At 35.7% G+C, this 13,536-nt stretch carries 12 protein-coding genes and 1 pseudogene; 4 read left to right on the top strand and 9 right to left on the bottom strand.

The features are described 5' to 3' along the window. Positions 1 to 60 precede the first annotated feature (60 nt). From hpf to M1D66_RS01540, 7 genes and pseudogenes are all read right to left on the bottom strand, one after another. Complete coding sequence (hpf, locus tag M1D66_RS01570) at positions 61 to 603, bottom strand: ribosome hibernation-promoting factor, HPF/YfiA family (protein WP_000671185.1); 543 nt, start codon at positions 601 to 603, stop codon at positions 61 to 63. Between the two features lie 322 nt (positions 604 to 925). Next, a complete protein-coding gene (gene cspC / locus M1D66_RS01565; protein WP_001990088.1) occupies positions 926 to 1,123 on the bottom strand; it encodes a cold shock protein CspC in 198 nt (65 codons plus the stop codon). Between the two features lie 126 nt (positions 1,124 to 1,249). Next, on the bottom strand, positions 1,250 to 1,954 hold the full coding sequence (locus M1D66_RS01560; protein WP_033666421.1) for a ComF family protein: 705 nt from the start codon (positions 1,952 to 1,954) through the stop codon (positions 1,250 to 1,252). Beyond that, on the bottom strand, positions 1,954 to 3,303 hold the full coding sequence (comFA, locus tag M1D66_RS01555) for an ATP-dependent helicase ComFA (protein WP_242554945.1): 1,350 nt from the start codon (positions 3,301 to 3,303) through the stop codon (positions 1,954 to 1,956). The genes M1D66_RS01560 and comFA overlap by 1 nt, the downstream gene beginning before the upstream one ends. 127 nt (positions 3,304 to 3,430) lie before the next feature. Further along, positions 3,431 to 4,860 (bottom strand): annotated as a pseudogene (locus M1D66_RS01550) (C40 family peptidase). A 138-nt stretch (positions 4,861 to 4,998) separates the two neighbouring features. Continuing rightward, a complete protein-coding gene (locus tag M1D66_RS01545; protein ID WP_000400857.1) occupies positions 4,999 to 5,313 on the bottom strand; it encodes a winged helix-turn-helix transcriptional regulator in 315 nt (104 codons plus the stop codon). A 172-nt stretch (positions 5,314 to 5,485) separates the two neighbouring features. Further along, the gene (locus tag M1D66_RS01540) at positions 5,486 to 6,328 is read right to left on the bottom strand and encodes a DegV family protein (RefSeq protein ID WP_000684725.1); all 843 of its coding nucleotides are present in this window, start codon (positions 6,326 to 6,328) and stop codon (positions 5,486 to 5,488) included. Positions 6,329 to 6,564: 236 nt separating this feature from the next. On the opposite strand from M1D66_RS01540, the gene M1D66_RS01535 reads away from it, so the two are divergent. After that, positions 6,565 to 7,200 carry a YigZ family protein gene (locus tag M1D66_RS01535; protein ID WP_086385578.1) on the top strand — a complete coding sequence of 212 codons (636 nt, stop codon included), beginning with the start codon at positions 6,565 to 6,567 and terminating at the stop codon, positions 7,198 to 7,200. A gap of 82 nt (positions 7,201 to 7,282) precedes the next feature. Then, positions 7,283 to 8,407 (top strand): LCP family protein, encoded by a 1,125-nt coding sequence (locus M1D66_RS01530; RefSeq protein ID WP_000392797.1) that lies wholly within the window; start codon positions 7,283 to 7,285, stop codon positions 8,405 to 8,407. Positions 8,408 to 8,445: 38 nt separating this feature from the next. On the opposite strand, the gene wecB is transcribed toward M1D66_RS01530, so the two are convergent. Both wecB and M1D66_RS01520 read right to left on the bottom strand, forming a co-directional pair. Continuing rightward, positions 8,446 to 9,561, bottom strand: coding sequence for a non-hydrolyzing UDP-N-acetylglucosamine 2-epimerase (gene wecB / locus M1D66_RS01525; protein WP_000140145.1), 1,116 nt, complete (start codon positions 9,559 to 9,561; stop codon positions 8,446 to 8,448). 74 nt (positions 9,562 to 9,635) lie between these two features. Continuing rightward, entirely contained in the window at positions 9,636 to 10,961 is a 1,326-nt protein-coding gene (locus tag M1D66_RS01520) for a UDP-glucose dehydrogenase family protein (RefSeq protein ID WP_086385580.1), read from the bottom strand. A 532-nt stretch (positions 10,962 to 11,493) separates the two neighbouring features. On the opposite strand from M1D66_RS01520, the gene M1D66_RS01515 reads away from it, so the two are divergent. Further along, positions 11,494 to 12,567 (top strand): glycosyltransferase family 4 protein, encoded by a 1,074-nt coding sequence (locus M1D66_RS01515; RefSeq protein ID WP_000378319.1) that lies wholly within the window; start codon positions 11,494 to 11,496, stop codon positions 12,565 to 12,567. Between the two features lie 199 nt (positions 12,568 to 12,766). Next, positions 12,767 to 13,504 carry a polysaccharide deacetylase family protein gene (locus M1D66_RS01510; RefSeq protein ID WP_000597149.1) on the top strand — a complete coding sequence of 246 codons (738 nt, stop codon included), beginning with the start codon at positions 12,767 to 12,769 and terminating at the stop codon, positions 13,502 to 13,504. Positions 13,505 to 13,536: the final 32 nt, after the last annotated feature.

The following is a 13,536-nucleotide window of genomic DNA, read 5'->3' as shown; positions in this document are numbered from 1 at the left end:
TTTTAAAAATCTATTTTCAGCAAAAAAAGCGCAGCCTCATTTGGCTGCGCTTTCGAATTATTATTTAGTTTCGATTAAACCGTATTTCCCATCTTTACGGCCATATACAACATTAGTTTCGTTTGTATCAGCATTTGTGAAGACGAAGAAATTATGTCCTAGCATATCCATTTGCAGGATTGCCTCTTCAACGTCCATCGGTTTTAAATCGAATCGTTTTGTACGTACAAGTTCTAATTCATCTTCTTCTACCTCATCCAAAACAGCTACTGCTTCTGGAAGGATAAAGTTCGTTTTTATAGAACCTTTCTCACGTAACTTACGATTTACTTTTGTTTTATGTTTACGAATTTGTCGCTCAATTTTATCAACTACTAAATCGATAGCAGCGTACATATCGCTATTAGTTTCTTCTGCACGAAGTAATAAATCAGTAAATGGAATTGTTACCTCGACACGTTGCTTGTCAGAGTATACTTTTAAATTAACTTTAATCTCTGGGAATGTATCAAAATAACGCTCTAACTTACTTAGTTTTTTCTCTACATATTCCTTTAATGCTGGAGTTACTTCAATATTTTCACCACGAATGTTGAATTTCATAGATGAATTCCTCCTTTCAAGCCTATGTACTATAATTTCGACATTGGCTTAAAAACTCCTTCTAACTTTTTTAAAAAAATTAGTGGAATTGCGATTTTTTTATCGTTTTTTGTTGAAATGAAAAGATGCATCGTTTCTATCTTTATTTTATCCTATTAACATCGTGAATAACGAATATTTCTGTGGACAATTCGTTACAGAAAAGAAACAACTTTTTGACAACTTACCCTATAACAAAAACCCCTTGCGAAAAACAAGAGGTTCTACTACATATATATAACGTTGCCACAAACGCAGCTTTCTCTTCCCAAAACAATATACCCTACAGTTTCACAACATTAGCTGCTTGTGGTCCACGTGCTCCATCTACAATGTCAAACTCTACTTGTTGCCCTTCTTCCAATGACTTATACCCATCTTGTTGAATAGCAGAAAAATGGACAAATACATCGTCACCATCTTCACGCTCAATAAACCCAAATCCCTTTTCTGCATTGAACCATTTCACTCTTCCTTGCATGTTCATTCCATTCCCTTCACTCTAAAAATCAGGGTATTCGCCCCATATTTTGACTATAACGAATGACAACATATGAAGTCAAAGAAGACTTATCGCCTTTTTCTTATCCCTTTCGACACTGCCATATTAACTTCTACAAAGTGTCAAACTAGATACTTCCCTTGCCCCTCTTTCATATAACAAACTTCCGATTTGCCTGACCGTAATCCCTGTCGTATACACGTCATCAACGAGTAAAATATGTTGCCCAGAAAACATCTCTTCTCCCTGAAAATAAAAAGGATTGCTTCCTGACACCCTTTCTTTACGTGTCTTCTTACTTTGCTTTTCTGTTTCCCTTCTTCTTAATGATGGATAAGAAATTTTGACAGGCAAACAAGTTGCTAATAACTCAGCTTGATTAAAACCACGTTCAACTTCCCTTTCCTTACTAAGCGGAACAGCGATAACAGTTGAAACATTGGCAAAACACTTTTGAAATAAACTTCGAAAAGGACGATAAAAAATGTGCACTAACTCTGCATCCCCCCGAAACTTAAACTGCGCTACTATTTCTTTCATCTCATCATCATACATATATAACGAACGGTTTTTAAAAGAACGATACTTCTCCTCTTTCATCCACCTTATACAATCTATACAAATACCGTCTTCTTGAAATGAGGCAGGAACAAATTCTAAAGGTCGCCCGCACTCCATGCAAATTTCTCCTATAATATAGGAAAGTTTCTGCTCACATCTATCACATATATATTTTCTATGACACTTTACAAAAAAAGTGTACCAACTAACCTTTTCTACAAAACACTCATCACAAAGTAAACAATGCATTAATCGATCAATCCTTGTTCTTTCGCATTTTTATTCATACCTTGAATATGTTTTTTCGCGCGCACCATCGCCTTTGTCTTGCCATAGTGAAAATAAATGACCTCTCCATACGGTGCTTCAAAGCTCCGCCCTGCTCGGCCCGCAATTTGTACGAGCGCACTTTCTGAAAATATTTCTTCTTCCGCCCCTAAAACTGCATCTTGCAAATTTTTCACCGTTACGCCTCGCTCTAAAATTGTCGTTGTAACTAATAATGGGATTTCTCCCTTTCTGAACGCTGCGACTTTCTCTTTTCTCATCGGATCTTCTGCATGTACCCCTTCAACTTTATTATGCAATGATTTCAATAACGAGCTTATTTCTTCTATATATCGTACATGGGGAACGAATAAAAAAACAGGATACTTTTTGTTTAAGTGCATCTTTAACCATTGTAGTAAAACTCGAGGAATTCTTTCACGGTTGAGGCTTTTCTTCCAATTTCCGCACCAGCAAAATAGAGGAACTGGCAACGGATGACGGTGATATCGTCCAGAAACAATAACACCTTTTTGTTCACCTTTTCTAAATTTTCGCTTCCACGTTTCATCTGGAGTCGCAGTTAAATAAATACGCGCCGCTTTTTCTTTCATCGCTTGTTTTACCGCGTACTGTAACATTTGATCTGCACAATATGGAAAAGCATCTATCTCATCTACAACTATGACATGAAACGCCCTATAATAACGTAATAATTGATGCGTGGTCGCAACGACTAATACTGCATCTTTTTCTTTATCTACACTCCCTCCATATAAAGCCGCTACCTTTATATATGGAAATACTTCTTGTAATCTCGGTGCTAATTCCAAAACAACATCCGTTCTTGGCGTTGCGATACAAACTCTTTCTCCTTTTTGAAGCGCTTCGTTAATACCGTAAAACAACATCTCTGTTTTCCCAGCCCCGCATACAGCCCAAATAAAAAATGATTCTTTTTGCTTAATAGCCTCTATAACTCCTTGCGCCGCCAAATTCTGGCCAGTAGACAACGTCCCGTTCCACTGTAACAAATTTGAATTCTTTTCTCTCTTTCTTTCAGCAATCCCGCGAACAAGTACAGTACATTCACTTACTCTCCCCATCGTTATACACTTCCGGCAATATGTGCACACTTTACTGCACCTTTTACATAAAAACGACGCAAATAGCCGCCGGTCTACATTTCCACAGCGTTGGCACATATATTTAGAAGCCTTCTTTTTTACACCTTGTACACACACGACCTCTCCCTTCTTTTTCAAATCATTTAATTCCCTCTGTAAATCTGAAGAAAGTTCGTCTAATAGCAACTGTTTCCCCGCTAGCATCAACAATCACCTCCAGCACTACTATAAACCTTTCTCATCATCTCGTAAAAACTCAAAAAAGCCGATAACCTACTTATAAAATAGTAAGCTATCGACTTTATACACGTTTTTTATTCTTTTATAAATCCTAGAATCGACCGTATCCTAAGAAATGTTTTTGGTTATACGAGCTGTTAATATCACCGTACGCAATTCCTTTATCACTAGCGTGAATCATTTGACCATTACCAACGTAAATACCGATGTGAGATGGACCTGCTTTATAAGTACCTTGGAAGAATACTAAGTCTCCTGGTTGTGGGCTACCTACTTTAGAAACTGAGTTCCAGTAACCTGCAACGTCTTGACGACCTACACCAAAAATGTAAGAAATGAATCCACTACAATCAAAACCACCGTTTGATGGAGATGCACTTCCCCAAACATATGGCTTACCTAAATATTGCTTAGCTTTACCAATTACGCCAGTATCCGGTGGAGTTGGTGCTGAGTTTTGCTCTGGTGTTTTCTTTTCTGCTTTAGGTGCCTCTTTTTTAGGCTCTTCCTTTTTAGGTTCTTCTTTTTTAGGCTCTTCTTTTTGAGCTTGTCCACCATTGTTTGCTGGTGCAGCTTGCTCTGCAGGTGCTTGTGCTGGCTGAGCTTGTGCAGCTTTAGCAGCTTGCTCTGCTTGTTTTTGAGCAGCAGCTTCTTGTGCAGCTTTTGCTTGTGCTTCTTCTTCTGCAATGCGTTGTAATTGTAATGCTTGTTTCTCAAGCTCTTTCAATTGACCTTCCGTACTTGTCATTGAAGTTACAACTGTATCCATTTTACCGCTTAAATCGTTTACCGCTGCTGCTTTTTTCTCTTTTTCAGCGTCAAGTTCTTTCTTAGCAGTTTCAATTTGAGCTTGTGCTTCTTTTAATTCTTTTTGTTTCTCTTTTACCGTTGCAACATCTTTTTTCACACTAGCTTGATCTTCTTGTTGTGTTTTCATGATATCTTCATCAGACTCAAGAATTTTAGAAACAGAAGTTAAACGATCAACTAAATCTGCAACGTTTTTAGAGTTTACAAGAACTTCTGTTACAACGTTCGTATTTGGTTGTTCTTGAAGTGCAACTAAACGCTTTCTTAATAGCTCTTCACGTTTTGCAATCTTTGTTTGTAATTCTGCAATATCTTTATTTTTCTTTTCAATTAATTGCTCAGTATCAGAAACTTTTTTCGTTGTTTCATCAAGCTTTGCAGCATTCTCTTGAACAGATTTATCTAAACCTTGAATTGTTTTGTTTAAGTCATTCATTTGTTTTTGTAATTCATCACGTTCTTGTTGTTGTTTATGTAAAGTGTCATTTTGTGTATTAATTTGTGATTTCACGTCAGAAATTTTATCTTCTGCAAATACATTTGGTGTTAGCCCAGAAAACATTAACCCTGCAACTAATGCGCAAGATGTCATTTTTAGCTTTTTCATTTTATTTTTTACACCGCTTTCTTTTTCTTTTTCCGTATATAACCTATAAAATTTATACCATAATTCGGGATTTTTTTTGCTAATGTTACGTTTTTGTAAAACAAATGTAATATTATATGTATCTCTAGCGCAAAATTTGTATATGTGTGTAGAAATTTATATACTTTTCTCACTTCTGTAAAAAAAGAAAAAACGTAAGGAATCCCTTACGTTTTATTAAATATACGAATACAAATGAAATGCTACTTCATCCATTTCTCAGCCCAGTTTTGGACCTCATCCATAACACTTTCTAACGCTTTTCCCTTGTCAGTTAAGCCATACTCGATTCGAACTGGTACTTCTGGATAGACATTACGAACTACAATGCCCTCGCTTTCCAATTCCTTCAAACGCTCTGACAACATACGATCGCTCATATTTGGGATAATATCTGCGATTTCTCTAAAACGTTTCGACTCTTCAAGCAAAGATTTAATAATTAAGCCAGTCCACTTCTTACTAAGCAGAGTAAAAGCTGACTCAAACTTTGGACATAAACAAGAATTATGCTCCATATGTTTCACCTCTCTTCTATTATAATATAGTTTCTTGTAAAAAGTAAGTTATAAAACTTTCCTCATTATTTTATTTTACGTACATTTTACCATTTCCAAATATTAACTTGTCAACTAAACGTAACATACCCGTAAAAAAACCCTCTTAAAAAGAGAGCTTTTTATATCTTTATTACTTCGTATACCATCCAAGACCTAATGCACCTTCACCTAAGTGCGTACCAATTACAGCTCCAAAATAACCTGTACGAATTGTGACGTGAGGATATTTTGCTTCTAATTCTTTCTTCCATTCATTCGCTTCTTCTTCACGTTGTGCATGAATGATAACTGCTTCCATAGGTACACCTTTACTTGCTTGTTCATCAAAAATTTCAATGATACGTTTTAATGCTTTTTTACGTGTACGAATCTTTTCAAACGGAATAATGATTTTATCTCTAAAATATAAAACTGGCTTCACTTGTAACAGACTGCCGATGAAAGCTTGCGCGCTATTCAATCGACCACCACGTTGTAAATGATGTAAATCATCAACTACAAAATAGGCGTCCATCGTTTTCTTCATTTCATCAAAACGAGCGATAATCTCTTTTGGGTTCTTTCCTTCACTTGCTAACTTTGCACCTTCACGCACATAAAATCCTTGTACTTCACAACTAATTTCAGAGTCATACGTGTATACATCAATACCCTCTACCATCTGTCCAGCTGTCGTTGATGTTTGATATGTACCACTAATTCCACTTGATAGGTGAATACTAATAACTGCATCATAATCTTTAGCTAGTTCTTCATATAGCTCAACAAACTTTCCGATTGCTGGTTGAGAAGTTTTTGGAAGTTCCTCTTGTTCACGTACTTTCACATAAAAATCATCTGCTGAAATTTCAGCTTCTTCTTGATAAGATTCTGTTCCAAACACAACGTTTAATGGAATCATATATATATTGAGTTCATCACGAATTTGCTTCGGTATATATGCCGTACTATCAGTAACAATAGCTATTTTCATTTTCGTACCTGCCTTATAAAAAGTTTTATTTCCTAATTTTACACGAAAACTACAAATGGTGCATCCATACATGAAAATGCCGGTTGAAATTATACCTACCATCTCGACAAATTACAACAAAAAGATAAAATACTCACCAAAAACTTCAGCATATTTAGAAAAAATGTTTGAATATAAAAAGGCTCGCTTTTAAAATGGAAAGTACTAGTCATTTTGATAGATAGGGGCGTACACAAGTGTTATTACAATATTTAACAATCAAAGACTACGGCGAACACGAAATCGTCATTCAAAAATCAAGATTTATTTGTTATATTAGCCGAGCAACGACTGAGGAAGAGGCTCAAGAATTTATACAAAAAATAAAAAAACAACATTGGAATGCAACACATAATTGTTCCGCTTATTTAATTGGCGAACAAGATCATATTCAAAAAGCAAATGATGACGGCGAGCCTAGCGGTACAGCTGGCGTACCAATGCTGGAAGTACTTAAAAAACGTGGACTAAAAGATACCGTTGTTGTCGTAACACGCTATTTTGGTGGCATTAAACTTGGTGCAGGTGGATTAATTCGTGCATATGGAAAGTGTACAAGCGAAGGCATTAATCATGTCGGTGTTGTCCAGCGAAAACTAATGCGTGTGATGCAAACCGAGATTGATTACACATTACTTGGCAAAGTGGAAAATGAATTACGCAATTCAAAATATGCCATTAAAGATATTCATTATCTAGAAAATGTCACATTTGATACGTATGTAGAAGAAGACGGCAAACAAGCATTTGCAGATTGGATGATTGAATTAACAAACGGGAAATGTACAATCACAGAAGGAGATATGTTGTACTTAGAACAAGATGTTATCTAAGCATAACCCATTTATCACCTTCAAAGATTAATGTAGTGAATTACTTCCCTACAAATGAACTAACGAACTAAGGAGATTATATATGGAAGAACGTTATTATCATCTCCAAAATAGCAGAATAAAAAAGAAGCGAAGAAGGAAACTTTTCTTCTTCCTTATTTTCGCATTTTTATTTGGCAGCATAGGAGTTTATGTGTTAAATTCTTACTCTTCTCTTATGGGGATGTATAGTGGTTTTACTCGTGAAAAATCAGATTTAAGAAACAAAGATGTAGAAATTACAAAAGAACCTTTTACAATTCTCATTATGGGTATAGAAGATTATGCGACAGATGGTCAAAATGGTCGTACAGACTCATTAATGTTTGCAACAGTCAATCCAAAAACGCAAAAGATTTCACTTATGAGTATTCCTCGTGATTCTCGAGTTAAAATTGTTGGCAAAAATAAGGAAGACAAAATTAACGCTGCCCATGCTTACGGCGGAGAAGAAATGGCAATCAAAACTGTCGAAGGCTTTCTAAAAGTTCCTGTAGACCATTATCTGAAAATTGATTTCCAAGGCTTTAAAGGTATCGTTGATGCTGTTGGCGGCGTTACCGTTGACGTACCCTTCGATTTCTGGGAGCGCTCTGACGTGGATTACTACAAAAAAATTCAATTTAAGCAAGGACAGCAAAACTTAAACGGTGAAGAAGCACTTGCTTACGTCCGTATGCGAAAGCAAGATCCAAATGGCGATTATGGTCGAGCTGCTAGACAAAGACAATTACTGGCCGCTGTTGCTCATAAACTAAACTCCACCTCTACTGTATTTAAAATTAAAGATTTAACAGCTGTCGTTGGAAAATATATAAAAACCGACATTCCTATTTCAGACGGACTTGCTCTTTACAATAAACTTTCTGGATTTGATCCTTCTACAATGCAAACGTTAAAGCTTGAAGGCGAAGACAAAAAGATAGGCGGTATTTATTACTTCCTTCCAGATCCAATCAGTGTAGAAACGGTGCGTAACGAAATTGAAAAAGAATTAGGAGAAAAAGCAAAAAATCCAACTACAAAAAACAACTCAAATCCTGATTCAAATTCAAGTTCTAACTCTAACGAACAAACAAAAAAAGAGACAAACCAAAATAAAACACCAACTGATCCGCCACCTTCTACAAATGCTCATGCAGAGTGGATTATGCGCAATCAGCCGTAAAAAAAAGGCCCAATCTATCCGATTGGGCCTTTTTTTATTTACTTATTAAAGTGTTGTAAAATCGCTTCTACAATACGCTCTGATGCACGACCATCACCGTAAGGGTTAGATGCTTTCGCCATCTTATCATGAGCTTCTTTATCTGATAACAACTCATCAGCAAGACCAAAGATTGTCTCTTCGTCTGTTCCTGCTAATTTCAGCGTACCTGCTTCAATACCTTCAGGGCGCTCTGTTGTATCACGAAGAACAAGAACTGGTACCCCAAGTGATGGAGCTTCTTCTTGTACACCACCAGAATCCGTTAACATTAAGTATGAACGAGCTGCAACATTGTGGAAATCAATTACATCTAGCGGCTCAATTAAATGAATACGGTTATGTTCACCTAAAATTTCATTTGCTATTTCACGAACAACAGGGTTCATATGAACAGGGTACACAACTTGTACATCTTCATGCTTATCAACAAGACGCTTAATTGCACGGAACATATTACGCATCGGTTCACCTAAGTTTTCACGGCGGTGAGCTGTCATAAGTACAAGACGATCATTTCCAAGTTTCTCTAGTACAGGATGACTATATGTTTCTTTTACAGTCGTTTGTAACGCGTCAATCGCTGTATTTCCTGTAATGAAAATACGTGACTCATCTTTATTTTCCTTCTGTAAGTTCGTTGCTGATTTTGCTGTTGGTGAGAAATGCAGATCCGCCATTACACCTGTTAATTGACGATTCATCTCTTCTGGGTATGGAGAATACTTATCCCACGTACGAAGGCCCGCCTCAACATGACCTACTGGAATTTGATTATAAAAAGCAGCTAAGCTTGCAATAAATGTTGTTGTTGTATCACCATGTACAAGTACAATATCCGGCTTCGCTTCTTTCATTACTTTATCCAAACCTTCTAAACCACGCGTTGTAACATCAATTAAAGTTTGGCGGTCTTTCATGATATTTAAATCGAAATCTGGCGTAATTCCAAAGATACTTAATACTTGATCTAACATTTGGCGATGCTGTGCTGTTACAGTCACAATCGATTCAATTTTTTCTGGGTGTTTTTGCAACTCTAATACAAGAGGTGCCATTTTAATTGCTTCTGGACGTGTCCCGAAAATTGTCATTACTTTTAAACGTTCAGTCATGTGATTGCCTCTTTTCTTTCACTAATTACAGCTTCTATTATGACATATAAAAATATGCATGAGTACATCCCTTTTTAACGCATAACAGAAACTTTTCTATTACAAATACTTTTTCTTCCCACCGAGTAATAATCTATCTTTTGTTTCTTAACATCTTCATCAGTATAACAATTTCTCCCATCAAATAAAATAGGCTCCCTCATAAGTTGTACGTACTTTTCTAACGGATAAGTTTGAATATCTTCCCATTCTGTTACGATGAAAACCGCACTCGCATCTCTAATCGATTCATCTATACATCTACTATATTGTATAGCATCTCCAAATATATTTTTTACATATTGAATTGCTTTTGGGTCGTAAAGAACAATTTCTGCACCTATATTAAGTAATGCTTCTATTATAATAAGAGATGATGCCTCTCTAATATCATCCGTATTCGGTTTAAAGGATGCGCCAAGAACTGCAATCCGCTTTTTACTCATGTTCATAACTTTTTTCGCTTTTTCAATCAATAGCAGCTGTTGCTTATTATTTACTTCAATAACCGCTTTTAACAAACGAAAATCATGAGCAACATTTCCCGCAATTTGCACCAACGCTTTCGTATCTTTCGGAAAACACGACCCTCCGTAGCCAATGCCCGCATTTAAAAAAGATGCACCAATTCTCTTATCCATTCCCATCCCTTTGGCAACATCCAATACATTCGCGCCTACCTTCTCACATATATTTGAAATTTCATTAATGAAACTAATCTTTGTAGCTAAAAAGGCATTCGACGCGTATTTAATCATCTCTGCACTTTTAATATCTGTAACATACGTCTCTAAACATAATTCACTATACAAACTCTCTACTCTTCTTGCTACTTCCTCACTATCCGCTCCAATTACAATACGATCTCCATGAAAGAAATCATAAATACCTGAACCTTCACGCAAAAACTCTGGATTCGATACGATATGTACTGTATGCCTCCCTTTTAACTTCTCCCCAATCCATCCCTTCATTACATCATTTGTACCTACTGGAACTGTACTTTTCGTAACAACAATAATATCGTTCGTCGCATATAATCCAATATCGTTACAAGCACTCTGAATATACGTTAAATCTGCCGTCCCATCTAATAAGGGTGGTGTTCCAACTGCAATAAATATAAACTCTACATCATCAAATGCCTCTTCTTTATTTGATGTAAAAGTTAAAGCATTATTCTCATATGCATAATTTATTAATTCATGTAATCTAACCTCATAAATAGGTAAATCCCCTTGTTTTATCCGTTCAATTTTTTCATCATCTATATCAAAACATGTAACTGAATGCCCTAATTTTGCCAATCCTACTCCTGTAATCAATCCAACGTATCCAGTACCTACTATCGTAATTTTCATTTCCTTTTCGCACAGGAATTTACAATAGAAAAGATATGAAATATAGAACTCTCCCTGTGCTTCCCCCTCTCACGTTAAAAATGAGAAAACCCTTTTCCTTCTTCATTATATGAATTACTTCCCTTACTTTTTTTAAAGTTTTTGTAAAATTAAATGCACTATAAAGTAAAACTTAATCAGTGAGAATCAGGCTGCCAGGTCACGCGTAATAAATTCCCACATTTTAACACGAAACTTACTCATTTCTACGTGCAACACTTATAATACTGAAATAAAAGTATTCACTATCGAAGAAAAAGAGGAAATGTCACATTCCGAAGTCCAGTACGATTAACCTTCTCATATGATTCAACATTCTATATACAATTGTCATATATTCTATTCGCTTCCATTAACCGTAAAAAGAAAAAAAGATTGAATTCTAATCTTTTTGTGATACCATATGTTATGAGCCTGTAAATAAACATCATAATTTTCAGATAAATATATTTTCAAAAAAAAATTACGTTAGACTATAAAGGGTGGGGTATTAATGGACTCACAAGTGATTTATGCCATTTTGGCATCTTTCATCACTGTACTCGTCGTTACTCCTTTAGTTATTAAATTAGCTTTTAAAATAGGAGCGACAGATAAGCCAAACGCACGTAAAGTGCACCAAAAGATTATGCCACGTCTTGGCGGGTTAGCAATATTTATTGGTGTAGCTGTAGGATTTGTTGTCGGCGGCTTATATGAGCAAAGAATGTTATCGATAACGCTAGGTGCGATTATCATTGTAATCATCGGAATTTTAGATGATATGTACGAGTTATCTGCGAGAGTAAAATTCGGTGGACAACTGTTAGTTGCCATTATGATTGTAAAAAGTGGATTATTAGTGCAAGTATTATATATCCCATTCCTTGGGGATACTGAACTTGGATGGCTTGCTTATCCAATTACAGTATTTTGGCTTGTAGGTATTACAAATGCAATCAACTTAATTGACGGCTTAGATGGATTATCTGCTGGGATTTCATCTATCGTACTTGCAACGCTAGCATATATGGCCTTCACTAGCCCATGGGGTACTGGAACAGCTATTATCTTGCCACTCGCATTAATTATATTAGCAAGTACAATTGGATTTTTATTCTACAACTTCCATCCAGCAAAAATTTTCATGGGAGATACAGGAGCACTATTTTTAGGATACTGTATTTCTGTTATATCGTTACTTGGATTATACAAAAGTGTAACGTTATTCAGTTTTATCGTTCCAATTATCATTTTAGGTGTACCTATATTTGATACGATCTTTGCAATCATCCGTCGTATCGTAAATAAAAAACCTATTTCAGCACCAGATAAATCGCATTTACATCACCGCTTACTTGCAATGGGATTCTCTCATCGCAAAACGGTACTAATTATATACGCATTCGGTATTTTCTTTAGTGTAAATGCCATTATTTTCACTAGTGCAACGTTATGGCTATCCATTATTCTTCTTTTCGCTTTGATTTTCTTCACAGAAATCATCGCTGAAATAATCGGGCTTGTACATGAACGCTACAAACCAATCATTTCCTTTTATAAAAAAGTGAAAAAACGCGAAGACTAATTGTAGTATAGCCTTTTCAATTATGAAATATTCAAATAGCATCCTCTTTCTTATAAGAGGATGCTATTTTTTATTCTCATTTTATATTTCCAAAATATAGATTGTTTGAGAGTTCCTCTATTGGAGAAAGATATACATAATAAGAAAAGTATCAAGTTTTCTTTTTTACATCTTGATTGTCAAACTGAGGGTGAATGTTATGATCAAGCGAGTATTTCAATGTATTATTTTATTTTTAACGATTACTATGTACGTATCATCTAATACTGAAGCAACAACTGTTATTCCTGCTGAATATCATCCAAATACTGAAACAACTTCTCCTACACAAAAAATTGCGTACTTAACATTTGATGACGGGCCAAACAAATATACTACACAAATTTTAAACATCTTAAAAGAAAAGAACGGAAAAGCAACTTTCTTTGTTATTGGTGGAAAAGTACCACATTATAAAAAGACAATGCAACGATTAATTAAAGACGGACATTATATCGGACTTCACAGTATGTCACACGATGTAAAACGCCTTTACACTGGTGACCCTTCCACTTTAATTGCAGAAATGGAGCAAACACAAAGCATTGTCCAGCAAGTTACGAAATTAAATACACATCTCGTTCGCGTTCCATATGGTAGTATGCCTTACTTAAAAAAGAATTACCGTGACGCACTTGTATCGGCCCAGTATAAAATGTGGGATTGGACGATCGATACATACGACTGGAAAAGCTATGACAATCCTTCTGCCATACTCGAAAGAGTACGTAATCAAAGTGATGAACAAGTCGAAGTCATTTTAATGCATGATTCGAGTGTAACCGTACAAATACTGCCAAAAGTAATTGATTATTTACAGTCACAAGGATACAAACTTCTTCCCTATAATCCTTCTTCTCATCTCAAGGTAAATTTTTGGAAAGACACAAGATTGTAACAGCTTTAGTGCCTATGTGCTAAAGCTGTTTT

Source organism: Bacillus sp. PK6-16, assembly GCF_056530295.1.
Note: the sequence above shows the minus strand (reverse complement) of the source record. Positions and strands in the feature narration are given on the sequence as shown.